Genomic DNA, 19410 nt, shown 5'->3' with positions numbered 1-19410 from the left:
ACTACAGCCAGTGATGGCGGCGGAAGACCGCCCACAGCCCGACACAGACGATCAGCAGGAAGGTGACCACGATGGCGAACCCGAAGCTGTCGTGCATGCCCGGGAGGACATCGAAGTTCATCCCGTAGAGGCCGGCCACCATCGTCGGCACCGCACCGATAGCCACCCACGCCGAGATCTTGCGCATGTCGCTGTTCTGCTGGATGCCGACCTTCGCGGCCGCGGCGTCGATCAGCGAGGTGAGCAGTTCGTCGTACTCCACCACCCGCTCGACCACCGTGGACAGGTGATCGGCGACATCGCGGAAGCGGCGTCGAACTTCCTTGGGTACCAAGGTGTTATCGGCGGTGAGGCGGGCCAGTGGACCGGTCAGCGGGGTGACGGCACGACGCAGTTCGAGCACCTCGCGTTTGAGCAGATAGACGGGATCGATGTCGAGCCAGCGTTTCTGCTTGTTGAACACCGACTGCTCGATGGCGACGATGTCGTCTTCCATCTCCTCGGTGACCGCGAGGTAGCTGTCCACCACGAGGTCGGCGATCGCGTGCAGCACCGCGGTGGGACCCAACACCAGGCGGTTGGGCTTGGTCTCCAGACGATGCCGCAGCCCGGACAAGTGGGTGTGGTCGCCGTGGCGGACCGTGACGACGAAGTCGGGCCCGGCGAAGATCATGATCTCGCCGGTTTCCACCACCTCGCTCGCCTGCTCGATGGAATCGTGGTCCACATACTTCACGGTGCGTAGCACCAGGAACTGCACGTCGTCGTAGATCTCGAGCTTGGGCCGCTGGTGCGCGTTGACCGCATCCTCGACCACGAGTTCGTGCAGCCCGAAGACCGCGCCGACATGGGCCATCTGGGCGTCGTCGGGGGCGTGCAGGCCCAGCCACACAAATCCCGCACCGGACTCGCGGACCTGTTTGAGCGCGTCGGTGTAGGTGACCCGCCCCGGCTGTCGTTGCCCCTCGACGTAGACCGCGCAGTCCACGATCGCCCGGGCGACCGGCACGGGAATGCGCGGTAGCGGACGTTTCTCGCGCCGCGGCGGGACCAGAGCGCCGGGACGGAGATGCGGCATCGAGGGCACGTGGACTGATGCTACTCGTAAGATCACCGGGTGCCCTTCGATGTGACGGTCTATACGACGACCGTGATCACACTGGTGGTGATCATGGATCCACCTGGGCAGATCCCCCTGTTCCTCAGTCTTGTGGGCACTCGGTCCCCGGAGTACCGACGCCGCGCCGCCTGGCAGGCGCCGATGGTCAGTCTGCTGGTCATCAGCGTGTTCGCGGTCGGTGGCAAAGCGATCCTGAATTACCTGCACATCGGTATCCCCGCCCTGCAGGGCGCCGGCGGGTTGTTGCTGCTCTTGGTGGCGCTGCAACTGCTGACCGGCCTCGGTAACGCCGGCTCTCCACAGGCGAGTGAGGACGTCAACGTCGCGCTCGTGCCGTTGGGCACCCCGCTGCTCGCCGGTCCCGGCGCGATCGCCGCGGTGATCGTCGGGGTGGGTGCCGTCGCCGGCGACGCCGGAGGGTACGTGGCGATCGCGGCGGCCATCATCACCGTGCACCTCATCGTGATGGTCGTCCTTCGGTACTCGACGTTCCTGATCCGGGTGCTGGGCGTCGGCGGGATCACCCTGCTCGCCAAGGTCGCGGGTCTGCTGCTGGCGGCGATCGCGGTGCAGTTGATCGCCGACTCGATTGCCGGGTTCATCGCCACCGGCGGTTAGCCGCCCGGGTGGGGCGCGGGTAGCCGCCGCGGGTGGGGCGCGGGTGATCTGCGATGACCTATCGTGGGTCGGGTGATCACACGGGCGAGGGTGGCGATGCTGCTGGTGATGGCGGTGGCCGCGGTGGTGACCGGTTGCTCGGAGTCGACGGCCGCCGAGGACCATGCGCTGGTGATGGGGGCGGCCGACACCCCGACGATGCAGGTGATGGCCCAGATCTATGCCGGAGCGCTACGGAACGCCGGGAGCGCGGTGTCGTCGGAGGTTCGCACCGGCGACGACCGGACGCTGCTCGATGAGATGGACACCGCGACCGTGGATCTGTTCCCCGCCTTCAGTGGCCGATTGCTTGCGGAACTGGCGCCGCAGGCCACCCCGGTGAGCTCCGATGAGGTCTATAAGGAGTTGAACAAGGCTCTGCCACAGGGGGTTTCGGTGGGAGATCCGACGATGGTATCGGCGCAGCCGCATGTGTTCGTGGCCACCCGGACGGCGGAGCATGCGCAGGTGACCGACCTCGCCGACTGTGGTCGGCTGCCCGCCGGGCTCCCGGTCGTGGTGACCGGCAGTCCCGATGCCGCCACAATCGGCGCGACCTCCGCGGCCGGCTGCCGATTCGGTGCGGTGCAGACGGTTTCGTCGACGGCCGACGTCCTGTCGCGGGTTGCGGCGGGCACCGCCGTCGGTATCCTGACGCCGCTCGACGTGGCCGGCGACGATGCGGGTGGCGCGGGGGAGATCCGGACCGTCGCCGTCGCCGGTACGCGGGCGCAGGATCTGGTGCCGATCTACCGCGACGCCGCGTTTTCCCGGGACGAGGTGAAAACGGTGAACAAGGTCGCCGGCGAACTCACCACCGCCGACCTCGCCACGTTGACCCGGCGCGCCATCACCGGCGCGAAACCCGCCGACCTGGCGAATGGGTGGCTGGCCGAACACGGACTGTGAACGGCTAGCCGCACCACGGGGTTTGCCCTACCGTGCCGCGAGGTTGGCGTTACCGTGCCTTGGACAGTGCCCAGCCCGTCACGCGCGCCACGATGCCCTGATAGCCGGAGGCGACGATGCGCACCCACAGGTCGAGGAGCTTCGCGTCGGTGCCGACGAGCACCCGCGCTCGATTCTTCCGGACACCGCCGATGATGACGTCGGCCGCGTCCTCCGAACTCATCCGGGCGAGATAGCGGTCGAAGAATTCCGCAGACTTCTGCTGATCGTTGTCGCCGGACGCGGTGGCGTTGCGGGCGATGGCGGTCTTGATGCCGCCGGGGTGCACACAGGTCACCTTGACCGGGTGCTTCGCGACGATCATCTCCTGGTTGAGCGCCTCGGTGAACCCGCGCACGGCGAACTTCGCCGAATTGTAGGCCGCCTGACCGGGTTCGGCGAGCAGGCCGAACAGCGACGAGGTGTTGACGATGTGCCCGTCGCCGGAGGCGATGATGTGCGGCAGAAATGCCTTGGTGCCGTTGACCACACCCCAGTAGTCGACGTCCATCACGCGCTCGATGTCCTTGAACTCCATGTGCTCGATGTCGCCGTGGTGCGCGATGCCGGCATTGTTGAAGATCACGTTCACGGTTCCGTAGTGCGCCACAACGGTTTCCGCGTAGGCGAGCACCGCCTCGCGTTCGGCCACGTTGAGGATCTGCGCGTGTACCGGTGCGCCGGTCTCGGCCACCAGTTTCTCGGTGAGGGCCAGGCCGTCGGGGTTCAGATCGGAGATGGCCAGCTTGGCGCCCATGCGGCCGATCTTGACGGCGAGGTCGCGGCCCATACCGGAGCCGGCGCCGGTGATGACGACGACCTTGTCGCGAAAGTCTTTCATGTGCACTGTCCTTTGTTTTCTCGGGTGGCGAATCAGGCGGTGACCGAGACGGTTTCGGTTGCTTGGGCCGTCGTTGCGGGTGTCGAACTGGTGGTGCGTCGGAGGACATCGTAGGCAGCGATGTCGAAGCGGCGGGTGATCTTTCGGAAGTTGAAGGTGAAGCCCGGCCACAGGGTGGTGATGTTGCCGTGTTTGTCGGCGTACCAGGAGGCGCAGCCGCCGTTGACCCACACGCTGTTGCGCATCTCGTGCTGGATGTCGGCGTTGTAGGCCCGCTGGGCGTCGAGCCGGACCTCGACCCGCGTGAGGTCCTGGGCGCGTGCGGTTTTCACGAAGTCGACCAGATAGTTCAGCTGCGACTCGATCATGTAGACCATCGACGTGTGACCCAGACCGGTCGACGGCCCGACCATCAGCATCATGTTCGGGAACCCGTTGATGAACGATCCCTTGTAGCCCTGCATGCCGATCTCGTCCCACACCCCGGCAAGGCTACGGCCGTCGACGCCGATGATCTTGTCGAACACCGGCGAATCGGTGACGTGGAAGCCGGTGGCGACGACGATCACGTCGACGTCGTGAGTGACGCCGTCGGAGGTCACGATCCCGGTCGGCGAGATCGACGCGATCGGGTCGGTGATCAGGTCGACGTTGCGCCGGGCGATCGCCGGGTACCAGTCGTTGGACCGCAGGATGCGCTTGCAGCCGACCTGGAAGGAGGGCGTGACCTTCGTGCGCAGCTCGGCCGAGCGGATGCTGCGGGCGATGTTGCCGCGGCAGATCAGCTCGACCGGCTTGAGGGCCGACGGCGAGTAGGTCAATCCGAACGCGGTGGCCTCGTTGAGGCCGTAGACGACGCCGCGCATCGCGTTCTGGAATCCGGGGACCTTGGCGAACGCCCACTTCTCCGCGCCCGAGTAGGCCCGCTCGGTGCGAGGCACGATCCACGGAGCGGTTCGTTGGTACACGTCGAGGTGCGCGACGGTCTTGGCGAGTTCGGGTACCACCTGGATGGCCGAGGCGCCGGTGCCGATCACCGCGACGCGCTTGCCGGTGTAGTCGTTGTCGTTGTCCCAGCGTGCCGAGTGCACGATGGTGCCGCCGAACGTGTCGAAGCCCTCGATGTCGGGCAGGTTGGGCTCGCACAGGGGACCGACGGCGCCGACGAGGAATCGTGCCCGCACCTGCGTGGTCACCCCGTCGCGCTCGGTGTCCAGGGTCCACTGCCGGGTTGCCTCGTCCCATCGGGCCTGGGTCACCTCGGTGCGCCACCGCGTCTTCTCGCCGATCGCGTACCGGTCGGCGACGCCGTTGATGTAGCGGTGGATCTCCGGCTGATGGGAGTAGGTGCGCGACCAGCTCGGATTCTGCGCGAACGAGTACGAGTAGAGGCGCGACGGCACATCGCAGGCCGCGCCGGGGTAGGTGTTGTCGCGCCAGGTGCCGCCGAAGTCGGTGCCGCGATCGAGGATGACGAAGTCGTCGAAGCCGTTCTGCGTGAGCTTGATGGCTGCGCCCAAGCCGGAGAACCCGGCCCCGATGATCGCGATCTGTACATCGTTCGTTGTCATGGTCACCACCATAGAGTCCTACTGAACGACCGTCAATAGGTTGTTGAACTTTGGTCAATAGCGCACTACGGTGGACTGAACAGCGACGATGGGAGGCCTGGCAGTGTCGGTGCCGAGTTCGGTGCGTAGCGCCAAGCGCACCCGCATGTCACCCGAGGCCCGGCGCGACCAGTTCATCGGCCTCGGGCTGACGATGGTGGGGGATCGGCCGCTCGAACAGGTCACGATCGATGCGATTGCTGAGGCGGCCGGGGTGTCCCGGGCGCTGCTCTTTCACTACTTCGAGTCCAAGCAGGACTTCCACGTCGCCATCGCCCGGGCCCAGGCCACCGAGATGCTTGCCTGCACCGAACCGGATCCGTCGTTGGGTGATCCGCTGCTGATGCTGTCGGGCTCGATGTCGGCGTTCGTCGATTACGTCAGCGACAACCGCACGGCCTACACCGCCTTCATGCGCGGATCGTCGAGCGCCGACGCCGCGATGCGGGAGATCTTCGACGACACTCGCGCCGCGATGGCCGCGCGCGTCCTCGCCCACGCCCCCGAGTTGGGGATCGCGGTCACCCCCGTCGTCGAGGTGACCGTCTATGGGTGGATCTCGTTCGTCGAGGAGACCACCATCAGCTGGCTCACCGATCCCGTCATCACCCGTGAGCAGTTGCTCGCCCTCATCACCGCCGCCCTCCCCGCCCTGGCCTCGGCGGTCCCCGCCACCCCCACATAGGCCCCACCCACAGCAACCACTTCCGCGCCGACAGCAACCACTTCTTCGTCGACAGCAACCACTTCCTCGTCGACAGCAACCACTTCCGCGCTCACAGCAACCGCTTCTGCGCTCACAGCAACCACTTTCGCGCCCACAGCAACCGCTTCTGCGCTCACAGCAACCACTTTCGCGCCCACAGCAACCACTTTCGCGCCCACAGCAACCCCCGGGCGCTATCCCAGCATCAGAAATATCCACCGCGCCGCCGTAGGGCTGTCTCGGTTTCCTCGATGATTCCCCACGGGTCGGTGCGCAGGCGGTGTTTGTCGACGTGAACCATGATCCACTCCAGATCCTTGAGATGCTCGTCGCGCGCGGCATCTCGCGCCTTCTGATTCTCCGTCGAGTGGTATGGTTCGCCGTCGTATTCGATCCCGACGCGATGTTCCTCGTAGCCGAGATCGATACGGGCGAACACTGATCCGTAGTCGTCGGCGACCTCGATCTGGGTTTGCGGCCGCGGTAGCCCGGCCTTGATGATCAGCAGGCGTACCCAACTCTCGCGCAGGGACTCGGCGCCCGGATCGATGAGGGGAAGCAAGTAGCGAAGTTGTCGTACACCGCGGTACCCGTTGAACTCGGCCGCGTACTCGGCGACGGTGTCGGGGCAGAAGCCCGTTGCCCGGTTCAGCGAGTCGAGTGAGCCGAGTGCTTGCCATTCCGTTCCGCGTCGTCCCAGGTCGAATGCCGTCCGGGTGACGACGGTCAGGGGGATACCGTTGAGTTCGGTGACGTCGTCGGGTTTCAAGTCGGTCCGCCGGACCCGACGCCCCCGCACCCCGCGGTTACCCGCCTCGGGTCCTCGAACTAGCTCGACGTTGAAATCCCGTTCATACCAATATGTTCCGTGTAGGACGGCCGCGCCGGTACCGCCGACGACGGAGCCTGGCGGACCATTCTCGAACGCCTCGCGAATCCGTTCTTCCGGGGTGAGGATCGTCGAGCGAGGCAGGTAGAGGTCTCCGTGGAGACGAGTGAACTCGGCATCGAAAGCCTCCGCCGTCATGCCGCTGCGCTCGAGCGCCTCTTGTCGTCGGAGGAGACGCTTGTCGACCAGTGCGGTGGATGTTCGCATACTTCTTTGGACGCATCACAACACCGATCGGATCCATCGGGTCGTGGGGATCTGGGTAGGCGGGAGACTGTCGAGTGCTGTGAGGCGGTTGCTGTGGGCGAGGATCTGGTTGCTGTGGGCGCGAAAGTGGTTGCTGTCGACGGGGAAGTTGTTGCTGTCGGCAGGGAAGTGGTTGCTGTGGGCGAGGATCTGGTTGCTGTGGGCGGGGAAGTGGTTGCTGTGGGCGGGGAAGTGGTTGCTGTGGGCGAGGATTTGGTTGCTGTGGGTGGGGGGTGCCCAGGGAGATGCCGAACGGCGGGCACCCTGTGGGTCCCCGCCGTTCGAAAACCGTACTGACAGAAGAACTCAGATCTCCTCAAAAGCTCCGTCGAGGATCTCCTGCTGCTCCACCGCGTGGACCTTGCTCGAGCCCGACGACGGTGCCGACATCGGACGACGCGAGATGCGCCGCAGCCCGGACAGGACATCCGGCAGCACCTCGGGCAGCCACAGGCCGAGGAACGGCCACGGACCCTGGTTGGCCGGCTCTTCCTGAACCCACACGAAGTCCGTCGCGTTCGAGTACTGCTCGAGGGTGTTGCGCAGACGACGGTGCGGCACCGGGAACAGCTGTTCGATCCGGACGATGGCGACGTCGTCGCGGTTCTCCTTCTCGCGGCGAGTGGCGAGCTCGTAGTAGAGCTTGCCGCTTACCAGGAGCACGCGCTTGACCTTGCTGCGGTCGGCGTCGCCCTTTGCGAAGTGCGGATCGTCGATGACCGAGCGGAACTTGTCGTCGGTGAAGTCCTCGACGGGCGAGACCGCAAGCTTGTTGCGCAGCATCGACTTCGGGGTGAAGACGATCAGCGGGCGGCTGATCCCGTCGAGCACGTGACGGCGCAGCAGATGGAAGTAGCTGGCCGGCGTCGAGGGCACCGAGACGGTCATGTTGCCCTCGGCGCACAGCTGCAGGAATCGCTCGATACGACCCGAGGTGTGGTCGGGGCCCTGGCCCTCGTGCCCGTGCGGCAGCAGCAGCACGACGTCGGACAGCTGCCCCCACTTGGCCTCACCGGACGAGATGAACTCGTCGATCACAGATTGTGCGCCGTTGACGAAGTCGCCGAACTGGCCTTCCCACAGCACCAGCGCGTCGGGGTTGCCCACCGAGTAGCCGTATTCGAAGCCGACCACGGCGTACTCCGAGAGCGGCGAGTCGTACACCATGAAGCGGCCGTCGTTGTTCTCACCGGTCAGTGGCTTCAGATGATTGAGCGGGGTGTACTCCGAGCCGTTCTCGCGGTCGATGAGCACCGAGTGGCGCTGGGTGAACGTGCCGCGACGCGAATCCTGGCCGGACAACCGGACGGTACGACCCTCCATCACGAGCGATCCGAACGCCAGCAGTTCAGCGAATGCCCAGTCGACTCCGCCTTCGCTCGCCATCTCGTGCCGACGCTTGAGGACCGGCTTCACGCGCGGATGCGGGGTGAAACCGTCGGGCACGTTGACGAACGCGTCACCGATGGCCGCCAAGGTGTCCTTGTCGACCGCGGTCACCAGCTTGGTGGGAATGACCTGATCGGACTCCACCGACGGGCTCGGCTCGGCCTGGTACTTCTCGAGTTCCTTGACCTCGTTGAACACCCGCTCGAGCTGACCCTGGTAGTCGCGGAGAGCGTCCTCGGCCTCCTTGGTCGAGATGTCGCCACGACCGATCAGTGCTTCGGTGTAGGACTTGCGGACACCGCGCTTGGTGTCGATCACGTCGTACATCGCCGGCTGGGTCATCGACGGGTCGTCGCCCTCGTTGTGGCCGCGGCGGCGGAAGCAGACGAGGTCGATGACGACGTCCTTGTGGAAGGCCTCGCGGTAGTCGACGGCGAGTTTGGCGACCCACACGCACGCTTCGGGATCGTCGCCGTTGACGTGGAAGATCGGCGCACCGATCATCTTGGCGACGTCGGTGCAGTACTCGGTGGAGCGTGAGTGCTCGGGTGCGGTGGTGAAGCCGACCTGGTTGTTGACGACGATGTGCACCGTGCCGCCGGTGCGGTAGCCGGGCAGCATCGCCATGTTCAGCGTCTCGGCCACCACGCCCTGACCAGCGAATGCGGCGTCGCCGTGCAGCATCAGCGGCAGGATGGAGAACTGGCCGTCGTCGTCGAGGAGATCCTGCTTGGCGCGCACCAGGCCCTCGAGGACCGGGTCGACGGCCTCGAGGTGGCTGGGGTTGGCGGTGAGCGAGACGGTGATCTCGTTGTCGCCGAACATCTGGTAGTACTTGCCCTCGGCGCCGAGGTGGTACTTCACGTCACCCGAACCGTGGGCCTGCGACGGATTCAGGTTGCCCTCGAACTCGGAGAAGATCTTCGAGTACGGCTTGCCGACGATGTTGGCCAGCACGTTGAGGCGACCGCGGTGTGGCATGCCGATGACGACCTCGCCGAGGCTGTGCTCGGCGCTCTGGTCGATCACCGAATCCATCATCGGGATGACCGATTCCGCACCCTCCAGCGAGAACCGCTTCTGCCCAACGTATTTCGTCTGCAGGAAGGTCTCGAAGGCCTCCGCGGCGTTGAGCTTGGACAGCACATACTTCTGCTCGGCGACCGGCGGCTTGACGTGCTTGACCTCGACGCGATCCTGAATCCAGCGCTGCTGCTCCGGCTCCATGATGTGGGTGTACTCGACGCCGATGTGGCGGCAGTAGGCGTCGCGCAGGATCGCCAGCACCTCGCGCAGCGTCATCTTCTCCTGGCCCTGGAAGCCGCCGACGTTGAACGTGCGGTCGAGGTCCCACAGGGTCAGCCCATAGGTCAGGATGTCGAGATCGGGATGGCTGGCGCGGGCGTCGCTGTCCATCATCAGCGGATCGATGTCCGCCATCAAGTGGCCGCGATTGCGGTATGCCGCAATGATTTCCAGCACCCGGGCGCTCTTGTTGACCAGGCCGGCGGGGATGTCGCGGCGCCAGCGGATCGGCTCGTAGGGGATGTGGAACGCGGTGAAGATCTCGTCGTAGAACTTGTCGTCGAGCAGCAGTTCGTGGATCGTGCGCAGGAAGTCGCCGGACTCCGCACCCTGGATGACGCGGTGGTCGTAGGTGGAGGTCAGCGTCATCAGCTTGCCGACGCCGAGTTCGGCGATCTGTTCGTCGCTGGCGCCCTGGAACTCGGCCGGGTACTCCATCGCGCCGGCGCCGATGATGGCGCCCTGACCCTTCATCAGCCGCGGCACCGAGTGCACGGTGCCGATGGTGCCCGGGTTGGTCAGCGAGACGGTGACCCCGGCGAAGTCCTCGGCGCCGAGTTTGCCGTCGCGGGCGCGGCGGACGATGTCCTGGTAGGCCGCGTAGAACTCGGCGAAGCCCATCGTCTCGCAGTTCTTGATGCCGGCGACGACCAGCGAGCGCTGACCGTTCTTGCCGACCAGGTCGATCGCGAGACCGAGGTTGGTGTGCGCGGGGGTGATGACGTTGGGCTTGCCGTCGACCTCGGCGAAGTGGTTGTTCATGTTCGGGTACGCCTTGATCGCCTGGACGATGGCGTAGCCGAGGATGTGGGTGAAGCTGATCTTGCCGCCGCGGGTGCGCGCGAGGTGGTTGTTGACGACGATGCGGTTGTCGATCATCGCCTTCACCGGGATCGCCCGGACGCTGGTGGCGGTGGGCACCTCCAGCGAGGCGTTCATGTTCTTGACGATGGCGGCGGCGGGGCCGCGCAGCACCTTCGACTCGTCCTCGGAGGAGGAGGGAGCACCGGCCGCCGGGGTGGCCGGGGCCGGCTTGTTCTGGGAGCGGGCCGAGCCGTCGCGGCTGGCGTTGCTCTGACCGGATGCGGCCTTGGTGGCCACCGACTCCTTGGCCGGTCCGGACTTACGCGCGGGGGTGGGCGTCGCGGGTTGCTGGTCAAGGGTGACCTGCTTGCTGGACTTCGCGGGGGCGGCGGGTTTGCTGGACTGGGCCGGCTTACTGGGCTGGGCGGCGGCCTTGGCCGGCGCAGACTTCGGGGCCTCGGACTTGGTGGGTGAGGTCTTGGCAGGGGCGCTGGTGGCGGCGGCGGCCTGCTCGGAACCGTTCCCGTTGGCGGTCGACCCCGTCGCGGGGTCGTAGTTGGCCAGGAACTCGTGCCAACTCGGATCCACCGATGCGGGATCCTCCTTGTATTGCTGGTACATCTCCTCTACCAGCCACGTATTTTGTCCGAAATCCGAAATCGAACTGCTCACAGCGGTTACTCGCCTCAATTCCCTCTGGTGTCGGGTCGCCAACTCACGCCTTTGGTCCCTTGTGAAGACCGACGTGAACCACCTGCCGATGGTACGCGGGTAAAGAACGTGCTGTGCGTCGGACCTCACGGTTTGCTACCTACGTGAGTCCTATCTCACGGCCCGCTGAGACGTATCTCACCCGACGTCGTTGTCCGGCCCCGATCTCATCGGAGATCACCATCTCCGGCGGTGGCGATACCGTCTGCGTCGGGCGCGACACCAGCGTCCCAGAACGCGCGGTACCGGTTGTCTAACGCCAGCAACTCCTGATGTGTTCCCAACTCGACCACACGTCCGTCGTGGATCACCGCGATCCGGTCCGCGCGCGCGGCGGTGGCGAGCCGATGCGCGACGATGACCGACGTCCGACGTCGGGTCACCGCCTCGCCGGCGGCGAGCACCAGCGACTCGGTGGCCTGGTCGAGAGTCGCGGTCGCCTCATCGAGCAACAGCAGATCCGGATCGACCAGTTCGGCGCGTGCCAGCGCGACAAGTTGCCGCTGGCCCGACGACAAACCCTGCCCGCGCTCGCCGATCGGATGATTCATTCCGCCCGGCAAACCGGCGATCATCCGCGAGGCCCCGACCGCGCGGGCGGCGTCGGCGATCGCCTGGCGGTCGGCGTCCGGTCGCCCGTAGGCGATGTTGTCGGCGACAGTGCCGGTGAACAGGTGCGCCTCCTGCGGCACGACGCCGAGCCGATGTCGGTAGTCGTCGAGTGCGTAGTCGCGGATGTCGGTGTCGTCGATGCGGACCGCACCGGTGGTGGGGTCATAGAACCGGGCGAGCAGTTTGACGATGGTCGACTTACCCGCGCCGGTCTTGCCGACGAGCGCCAGGGACGTGCCCGGCGGGATTGTCAGGTCGACCTCGGACAGCGCGTCGCGCTCGGCCCCCGAATAGCGGAAGGTGACGGCCTCGAGGTCGGCGCGGCCGTCGAAACCGGAGACGGGCACGTCGGCCAGGCGATCGCGACGCACCAGGGAACTCGGCGTGCGCAACAGGTCGGCGATGCGCCGCAACCCGACGACGGCCTGCTGATATCCGTCGAAGACCTGCGAAAGCTGCTGCACCGGACCGAACAGCATCGACAGGTAGAGCACGAATGCCACCAACGTGCCCGCGGACAACGAGCCCTGGCCGATCTGATGGGCGCCGACGGCGATGGCCACGGCGGTCGCCAGATCCGACATCAGGGTGATGAACGGGAAGTAGACCGAGATGGCCCGCTGCGAGGTCATCCGCGCCCGCACCCAGTCCAGGGTGCGGCGCGTGAAGCGGTCCGCTGCCGGAGCGGTGTGCCGGTAGGTCTGGGTCGTCTTGATGCCGGCGATGTTCTCCTGGAAGTCGGCGTTGACGACGCTGACGAGTTCCCGCGATCGGGTGTAGGCGCGCGACGAGATCCGCCGGAACACCAGCGTCGCGATGATGAGCACCGGGAAGACCGGCAGGATCAGCGCGCCGAGCACGGCGTCGGTGAGGATGAGCGCAACCGACACACCGACGAGGGTCAGCACCGCGACCACCGCCGAGGACAACCCGGTCTGCAGGAAGGTCGACAGCGCATCGACGTCGGTGGTCATCCGCGTCATGATGCGGCCGGAGAGTTCGCGCTCGTAGTAGTCGAGGCCGAGGCGCTGCAGGTGCGCATAACTGCGGACACGCAGGCCGTAGAGCACGCGCTCGCCCGCGCGGGTGGCGTAGAGCGTCATCGCTGCCGATGCGGCCCAGCCGATGACCACGACGATCACGCCGACGAGGGTGGCGGTCCACAGCGTGGACTCGTCGAACCGTTCCGCCGCGTCGATGACCGTCCGCGCCAGCGTCGGGAAGACCAACCCGGTCAGGGTGTCGACGGAGATCGCGACGATGGTCACGATGAGCAGCCAGCGGACGGGTCGGAGAAGTCCGCGCAGGGAGAAATTCGGGTTCTCCGCTCGCGCGGCCGTGATGTCGACGCGCGGGTCCTCGTCGGCCGGTGGCAGGCGATCGACGGCCGCGAGCAGTTCCGGGGTTGCGGGCATCGAGCCCAGTGCGGTGGCGCCACCGACACCCGGCCCGCGGGGCCGCCCGGCGCCGCCCGCCGGGGTGGGGAGGCGCGCGGCCATCGGATCGTCGGGTGGACGCAGGTCGGTGACCGGCGGCCACAGGGTGTCGAGCGACGGGGCGTCGGGCAGCGCGGTGACGGCGGGCCGTCGACCCGCCGCCGCGGGGTCGGCCGAGGCCATCAACGACCGGAACAGATCACAGCGTTCGTCGAGCTCGGCGACGGTCCCGACATCGACGATGCGGCCCTCCTCGAGGACGGCCACCCGGTCGGCGAGGGTCAGTGTTGAGCGGCGATGTGCCAGCACCAGCATCGTGCGGCGCTCGTCGCGCAACTGCCGCAGGATGCGCACCTCGGTGGTGGCGTCGACGGCCGAGGTCGCGTCGTCGAGGACCAGCACCCGGGACTCCGCATAGAGTGCGCGGGCCAACGCGACTCGCTGCCGTTGCCCACCTGACAGGGTGAGGCCGCGTTCGCCGACCACGGTGTCGAACCCGTCGGGGAGATCCTCGATGAACTCGAGGGCATCGGCGGCGGCCGCGGCTGCAAGCAGGCGCGGGTCGTCGCCGGAGGGCACCGCGGAGTCGGGTCCGAGCGCGATGTTGGCAGCAATGGTGTCGGAGTAGAGGAACGGCTCGTCGAACACCACCGACACCGCCCGGTGTAGTGAGTCGGGTGCGAGCTGATCGACCGGATATGCGTCGGCGGACGACAGCAGTTCCACCACACCCGAATCCGGCCGGTAGTAGCGACCGGCCAGGTCGGCCAGGGTGGATTTTCCGGAGCCGGGTGGTCCGACGACCGCCACGCATTCCCCGGGCTGCACGGTCAGGTCGATGCCGCGCAGCACGTCGCGCCCGTCGAATCCGAACGACACATCGCGCAGCCGCAGGCCGAGCGGTCCATCGGGAACCGCCGCCGTGTTGTGTTCGGCCGGGTCCCGTGGATGGTCGACGACGTCGTAGACGCGGTCGACCGCGGCGCGCGCCAGCTGGGCGCTCACGATGAGGTTTGTCAGCAGTCGGGCCAGCGCCGTCATCGACGCGACGTAGGTGGTGAAGGCGAGGAAGGTACCGGCGGTGATCTGCCCGTGCATGGTCAGCCAGCCGCCGACGGCGATCACCGCGACCATGCCCAACTGGGGGATGGCGGCCATCGTCGGCGCGAACCTCGCGTTGAGCTTGCCTGCGCGTAGTCGCAGCATGTAGAGCCGTCGGCCGAGTCCGACGAGTTCGTCGACGGCGCGGCGTTCCTGACCGAAGCCCTTGACGACGCGGACCCCGGTGACGGTCTCCTCGACGTGCTGCGCGACGTCGGCGGCAGCTTGTTGCGCCGACCAGGTTGCGGCGAAAAGCTTTCGGCGCGTGCGGAACACGACGATGGCCACCAGCGGGAAGATGAGCAGCGCGATACACGTCAGCAGCGGGGACAGGAAAGCCATGATGCCGATCGCAATGACCACCTGCACCGCGGCGCCCGCCGACAGCGGGGCCATCGCCAGCAGGCCCTGCACGATCTGCAGGTCGGAGATGGACCGGGACACGATCTGTCCGGTGCGGATCTGATTCTGCGCGTTGCCGTCGAGGTGCAGCAGGGTGTCGAGCAGGCGCAGTCGCAGCCCGTTCTGCACGTTGATCGAGAGCCGACCTGCGGTCAGTCGTCGACTGAACTGGCACAGGTAGCGGACGACGGCCAACGTGAGCAGTGCGCCGACGATCAGTGCGATCGACGGCCCACCGACGACCGCGCCCGTCGCATGATCGATCGCCGCCTTCGCCAGCAGCGGAGCGACGAGATCCACCGCGACGGCGATCCCGGTCACCGTCAGTGTGACGATCACCAGCGCGCGGTGCTGCCAGCACTCGGCGGCCAATCGCCGAATCCAGCGGCGCGGGCGATCGGTATCGGGTGTGGAGGAACCGGGGGTGGTGCGGCTGTCGGGGTCGGTCTGGAGCGTGGTCGTCACCGGCCCCGTCGCCGCGGCAACGTCGGCATGTCCTCGCCGAGCACCTCACCGTCGATCGTCCACAGCGGCGGCGGCGGTCCGAAGGCCACGCGTGCGTTGGCGATCACCCGTTTGCCCAGCGCTCGGTTACCGACGCCACCGATCATGGCGCCGATCCCGGCAGGCATCAGCTTGCCGATCAGTAGCGGTGCGCGCTTGAGTGCGTATTTCTTGGCCACCATGTTGACCAGCTTCGTGTTCAACGAGTTCAGGCGTCCGCCGGGAATGGTCGCGGTGCCCAGGCGTCGCAGAGCGCCGCCGCGGGTACCCACCAACCGGCCGAGCGCGACCACACCCTCCTCACCGAGGGCGACCGCCAACACGAGCGCCTTGCGTCGATCCGACTCGTGTACCGGGATGCCGTGCACCTCGGCGATGGAGAGGGCAAGCAGCGCCGAGGCCTCCAGGAACAGTGCGGTCTCGGCGGTCATCGCGCCGAGGGCGGTCACGGTGCCCACACCCGGCACCGACGCGGTCGCGCCGACGGCACCGCCGGAACCGGTGACCGTGGTGAGGTAGCGCTTCTCGAGGCGCCGAATGATCTGCGCAGGACTGTCGTCGGGGTACTTGGCGCGCATCTTCTGCACGTATTTGGCGACCGCCGGTGCCTGCAGTTGCTGAGCGCGGTCGATGAGGCCGCCGGTGACCTCGACGGCCTTGGTCGGCGGTTTCTGTTCCTTGCCTGCGGGTGTGGAATCCGCGGACTTGCGCCCGAACACGTCAACCATTGCTGGGCACCCAATCCTCGGCGGGGACGACTTCGGCAGGTTTGGGTGGTCCGGGCGGCGTGCCGTCACCGAACGGACGGCCGCCGAGTTCCTCGCGATGGTGCGGGGTGAGCCAGTTGGTCAGGTCCGGCCCGACCGGCACGATCTGCGTGGGATTGATGTCTTTGTGCACCACGTAGTAGTGGCGTTTGATCTGCGCGAAGTCGACGGTGTCGCCGAAGCCGGGGGTTTGGAACAGGTCACGCGCATAAGCCCACAACACCCGCATCTCCGACAGTTTGCTCCGATTGCACTTGAAGTGCCCGTGGTAGACCGGATCGAACCGCACCAGGGTGGTGAACAGCCGCACGTCGGCCTCGGTGATGGTGTCGCCCACCAGGTAGCGCTGCGTCGACAACCGTTCGGAGACTTCGTCGAGTTTGGTGAACAGGCGATCGAAGGCCTTGTCGTAACTGTCCTGGCTGCCGGCGAAACCGCATCGGTAGACGCCGTTGTTCACCTCGGTGTAGATGCCGTGACTGACCTCGTCGATCTCCGCGCGAAGTCGTTCGGGGTAGAGGTCCGGCGCGCCCTCGCGGTGGAAGTCGGTCCACTCGAGTTCGAAGTCGACGGTGATCTGCGGGAAGTTGTTGGTCACCACCTCGCCGGTGGGGATGTCGACGACCGCCGGCACCGTGATGCCCTTCGGGTAGCCGGGGAAGCGCTTCTCGTAGGCGTCCTTGAGGCGCGGAATCTGCAGGACCGGGTCGAGGCCACCGGGATCGAGATCGAAGGTCCACGAGTCGGCGTCATGGGTGGGGCCGCACAGCCCCATCGAGATGGCGTCCTCGAGCCCGAGGAGGCGGCGGACGATGATCGTGCGGTTGGCCCACGGACAGGCGCGGGCGGCGACGAGGCGGTATCGGCCGGCTTCGGTGGGGTAGCCGTCGCGCCCGTCGCGGGTGATGCGTGTCTCGATGTATTTGGTGTCGCGGACGAAGTCTTGTCCGGACATCACGTAGACACCCTGCTCCTGTGCGCTGCCGGGGGTGGCGTCGGTGCTCATGGTCCCCACAGTAGTGATCGACACTGTCACTTGGCGCAGAGTGCTCGGCAAGGTATATTCCACGTGGAATATTTGGACCGGACCATTGAAGGGTGTCATGGGAGCCAAGGACTGTGGATCATTGCCGCCGCTGGCGGTGCTGGTGCTCGGCCTCGTCGCGGAGCGGCCCATGCATCCCTACGAGATGTTCCAGACCACCGTTGAACGACGGGAGGACCGCCTGGCCAAGTTCCGGCCGGGCACGATGTACCACACCGTCGATCGGCTGGCGTCGCAAGGACTGATCGAGGTGTACGACGTGCAGCGCGAGGGTAATCGGCCCGAACGCACCGTCTACGCGATCACCGACGCGGGTCGCACAGCCCTCGGCGACAGTCTCGAACAGATCCTCGCCCGGCATCCGGTCGAGTATCCCGAGCTGTACCTGGCGCTGTCGGAAGCGCATGGCCTGCCACGTATGCGGGTGATCGACCTGCTCGGCGAGCGGCTTGATGCCATGCGGACCGATCTCGCCGAGATCGTCGAGGCCACCGATGCGGCCAGGGCACAGGGGCAGGCGGAGATGTTCTATCTGGACGCCGGCTGCCGAATCGCCACCATGCGCACGCAGATCGACTGGCTCGACGACCTCGTCGACCGACTCAAGAACTCCACCATCGACTGGCTCGACGATCCGGACTTCCACGCGAAGTACGCCACGAGCAACCCCGAAACCGCACTTCAGAAAGCACACGACCGATGACCACAGGCACATCTCCCGCCCAGGTGACCAAGAATCCCTGGGCCGCATTGCTGGCGCTCTGCGTCGGCTTCTTCATGATCTTGGTCGACATGACCATCGTGGCCGTGGCCCAGCCGCAGATCCAGGCCGCACTCCACACCGACGTCAACGGCATCGTCTGGGTCACCAGCGCGTATCTGCTGACTTATGCCGTACCACTGCTGATCACCGGCCGCCTCGGCGACAAGTTCGGTCCCAAGAAGGTCTACCAACTGGGGCTGATCGTCTTCACCATCGCCAGCGTGTGGTGCGGATTCTCGACCACCATCGGGATGCTGATCGCCGCGCGTGCCCTGCAGGGTGTCGGTGCCGCGCTGATCACCCCGCAGACGATGGCGCTGATCACGCGGATCTTCCCGCCGGAGAAGCGCGGCGCCGCGATGGGCGTGTGGGGCACCGTTGCCGGTGTCGCCACCCTCGTCGGCCCGCTGCTCGGCGGCATCCTGACCGACAGCTTCGGCTGGGAGTGGATCTTCTTCGTCAACCTGCCGGTCGGCATCGTCGGCCTTGTTCTTGCGCACATGCTCGTGCCCGACGTCGAGACCCACGATCACCAATTCGACTGGCTGGGTGTGGTGCTCTCGGCAGTTGGTCTGTCCGCGTTGGTCTTCGGTATCCAGGATGGCGAGAAGTACGACTGGAACGGCTGGATCTGGGCGTTGATCGGCGTCGGCCTGATCCTGCTCGGCCTGTTCATCTTCTGGCAGTCGCGGATCAAGCGCGAACCGCTGGTGCCGTTGTCGCTGTTCCGTGACCGCAACTTCTCCCTGTCCAACATCGGCATCGCCTCGATGGGCTTCGCGATGTCCGGGATCATGATTCCCGCGATGTTCTTCCTGCAGTTGGTCGGCGGCATGTCGCCCACGCGGTCGGCGCTGGTGATGGTGCCGATGGCGGTGTTGACCGGCATCCTGGCGCCCATCGTCGGTCGCGTCCTCGACAAGGTGCACCCGCGCCTGATCCTGGCGCCGTCGTTGCTGTTGATGGCCATTTCGGTGGCGTGGTTGGGCGTGATCGCGCAGCCGGAGACCCCGGTGTGGCAGTTGATCATCCCGATGTCGCTGATGGGTGTCGCCTCGGCCGGCATCTGGGCGCCGCTGGCCGCGACGGCCACCCGTAACCTCCCGTGGCAGCAGGCCGGCGCCGGCGCCGGTGTGTACAACACCACGAGAATGATCGGTTCGGTCCTCGGATCCGCGGCTGTCGGTGCGCTGATGCAGACGCGACTCGCCGCCGAGCTGCCGGGCATGGCTAGCCAGGAGCAGGGTAGCCACGTCGAGCAGTTGCCGGAGTTCGTCCGCGACGGCTTCGCCACCGCGATGGGGCAGACCTTGTTCCTGCCCGCCGTGGCGTTGCTGTTCGGCGTCGTCGCCACGCTGTTCCTGGTGAAGCCCGCACATCAGGCCGGGCCGGCGGCACCCGTGCCTGCCGCCGATGCCACCGCGGACGGCCAGGTGCACACCGTCTGACGGATTCTCACGACGCCTCACGACGCCCCACGACGCCGGTTTCCCCAGGGAGACCGGCGTCGTGGCATGCTCGACCGGCGTCGCCTCCCACAGTCTGTCGGACCCC

Annotated in this window: 13 protein-coding genes; 5 read left to right on the top strand and 8 right to left on the bottom strand. The window is 66.6% G+C overall.

Annotated features, from left to right (window positions below; translation table 11 throughout):
• Position 1 precedes the first annotated feature (1 nt).
• Positions 2-1078 carry a magnesium and cobalt transport protein CorA gene (locus AAFP30_RS27000; protein WP_419233161.1) on the bottom strand — a complete coding sequence of 359 codons (1077 nt, stop codon included), beginning with the start codon at positions 1076-1078 and terminating at the stop codon, positions 2-4.
• Positions 1079-1117: 39 nt separating this feature from the next.
• On the opposite strand from AAFP30_RS27000, the gene AAFP30_RS26995 reads away from it, so the two are divergent.
• Both AAFP30_RS26995 and AAFP30_RS26990 read left to right on the top strand, forming a co-directional pair.
• The gene (locus AAFP30_RS26995) at positions 1118-1738 is read left to right on the top strand and encodes a MarC family protein (RefSeq protein WP_419233142.1); all 621 of its coding nucleotides are present in this window, start codon (positions 1118-1120) and stop codon (positions 1736-1738) included.
• A gap of 72 nt (positions 1739-1810) precedes the next feature.
• Positions 1811-2686, top strand: a complete 876-nt coding sequence (locus tag AAFP30_RS26990) for a glycine betaine ABC transporter substrate-binding protein (RefSeq protein WP_419233141.1) — start codon at positions 1811-1813, stop codon at positions 2684-2686.
• Between the two features lie 49 nt (positions 2687-2735).
• On the opposite strand, the gene AAFP30_RS26985 is transcribed toward AAFP30_RS26990, so the two are convergent.
• Complete coding sequence (locus AAFP30_RS26985; RefSeq protein WP_419233140.1) at positions 2736-3566, bottom strand: SDR family NAD(P)-dependent oxidoreductase; 831 nt, start codon at positions 3564-3566, stop codon at positions 2736-2738.
• Between the two features lie 32 nt (positions 3567-3598).
• Complete coding sequence (locus AAFP30_RS26980) at positions 3599-5137, bottom strand: flavin-containing monooxygenase (RefSeq protein WP_419233139.1); 1539 nt, start codon at positions 5135-5137, stop codon at positions 3599-3601.
• Between the two features lie 88 nt (positions 5138-5225).
• On the opposite strand from AAFP30_RS26980, the gene AAFP30_RS26975 reads away from it, so the two are divergent.
• Positions 5226-5861, top strand: coding sequence for a TetR/AcrR family transcriptional regulator (locus AAFP30_RS26975; RefSeq protein ID WP_419233138.1), 636 nt, complete (start codon positions 5226-5228; stop codon positions 5859-5861).
• 226 nt (positions 5862-6087) lie between these two features.
• Here the strand turns inward: AAFP30_RS26975 and AAFP30_RS26970 are convergent, their stop codons facing one another.
• From AAFP30_RS26970 to AAFP30_RS26950, 5 genes are all read right to left on the bottom strand, one after another.
• Entirely contained in the window at positions 6088-6978 is an 891-nt protein-coding gene (locus tag AAFP30_RS26970) for a hypothetical protein (RefSeq protein WP_419233137.1), read from the bottom strand.
• A gap of 345 nt (positions 6979-7323) precedes the next feature.
• Positions 7324-11136: a multifunctional oxoglutarate decarboxylase/oxoglutarate dehydrogenase thiamine pyrophosphate-binding subunit/dihydrolipoyllysine-residue succinyltransferase subunit gene (locus AAFP30_RS26965; protein WP_419233136.1), complete on the bottom strand. Its 3813-nt coding sequence runs from the start codon at positions 11134-11136 to the stop codon at positions 7324-7326.
• 257 nt (positions 11137-11393) lie between these two features.
• Complete coding sequence (locus AAFP30_RS26960; RefSeq protein WP_419233135.1) at positions 11394-15242, bottom strand: ABC transporter ATP-binding protein; 3849 nt, start codon at positions 15240-15242, stop codon at positions 11394-11396.
• Positions 15239-16009, bottom strand: a complete 771-nt coding sequence (locus AAFP30_RS26955; RefSeq protein WP_419233134.1) for a hypothetical protein — start codon at positions 16007-16009, stop codon at positions 15239-15241. Before AAFP30_RS26955 ends, AAFP30_RS26960 begins: the two co-directional genes overlap by 4 nt.
• The gene (locus tag AAFP30_RS26950; protein WP_419233133.1) at positions 16002-17054 is read right to left on the bottom strand and encodes a glutathione S-transferase family protein; all 1053 of its coding nucleotides are present in this window, start codon (positions 17052-17054) and stop codon (positions 16002-16004) included. Before AAFP30_RS26950 ends, AAFP30_RS26955 begins: the two co-directional genes overlap by 8 nt.
• A gap of 97 nt (positions 17055-17151) precedes the next feature.
• Between AAFP30_RS26950 and AAFP30_RS26945 the strand changes: the two genes are divergently transcribed.
• Together AAFP30_RS26945 and AAFP30_RS26940 are read left to right on the top strand one after the other, a co-directional pair.
• Positions 17152-17796 carry a PadR family transcriptional regulator gene (locus AAFP30_RS26945; RefSeq protein ID WP_419233132.1) on the top strand — a complete coding sequence of 215 codons (645 nt, stop codon included), beginning with the start codon at positions 17152-17154 and terminating at the stop codon, positions 17794-17796.
• On the top strand, positions 17793-19304 hold the full coding sequence (locus tag AAFP30_RS26940; protein WP_419233131.1) for an MFS transporter: 1512 nt from the start codon (positions 17793-17795) through the stop codon (positions 19302-19304). Before AAFP30_RS26945 ends, AAFP30_RS26940 begins: the two co-directional genes overlap by 4 nt.
• Positions 19305-19410: the final 106 nt, after the last annotated feature.

Source organism: Gordonia sp. CPCC 205515 (assembly GCF_048537925.1).
In the GTDB taxonomy this organism is placed as follows: Bacteria; Actinomycetota; Actinomycetes; order Mycobacteriales; family Mycobacteriaceae; genus Gordonia.
This window is presented reverse-complemented; position numbering and strand designations above follow the sequence as displayed.

What these genes read in the sequence shown, in the direction of transcription:
- AAFP30_RS27000 (WP_419233161.1), bottom strand. Translation starts at nt 1,078, where the DNA reads ATGCCGCATCTCCGTCCCGGCGCTCTGGTCCCGCCGCGGCGCGAGAAA.
- AAFP30_RS26985 (WP_419233140.1), bottom strand. Translation starts at nt 3,566, where the DNA reads ATGAAAGACTTTCGCGACAAGGTCGTCGTCATCACCGGCGCCGGCTCC.
- AAFP30_RS26980 (WP_419233139.1), bottom strand. Translation starts at nt 5,137, where the DNA reads ATGACAACGAACGATGTACAGATCGCGATCATCGGGGCCGGGTTCTCC.
- AAFP30_RS26975 (WP_419233138.1), top strand. Translation starts at nt 5,226, where the DNA reads ATGGGAGGCCTGGCAGTGTCGGTGCCGAGTTCGGTGCGTAGCGCCAAG.
- AAFP30_RS26970 (WP_419233137.1), bottom strand. Translation starts at nt 6,978, where the DNA reads ATGCGAACATCCACCGCACTGGTCGACAAGCGTCTCCTCCGACGACAA.
- AAFP30_RS26965 (WP_419233136.1), bottom strand. Translation starts at nt 11,136, where the DNA reads ATGTACCAGCAATACAAGGAGGATCCCGCATCGGTGGATCCGAGTTGG.
- AAFP30_RS26955 (WP_419233134.1), bottom strand. Translation starts at nt 16,009, where the DNA reads ATGGTTGACGTGTTCGGGCGCAAGTCCGCGGATTCCACACCCGCAGGC.
- AAFP30_RS26950 (WP_419233133.1), bottom strand. Translation starts at nt 17,054, where the DNA reads ATGAGCACCGACGCCACCCCCGGCAGCGCACAGGAGCAGGGTGTCTAC.
- AAFP30_RS26945 (WP_419233132.1), top strand. Translation starts at nt 17,152, where the DNA reads ATGGGAGCCAAGGACTGTGGATCATTGCCGCCGCTGGCGGTGCTGGTG.
- AAFP30_RS26940 (WP_419233131.1), top strand. Translation starts at nt 17,793, where the DNA reads ATGACCACAGGCACATCTCCCGCCCAGGTGACCAAGAATCCCTGGGCC.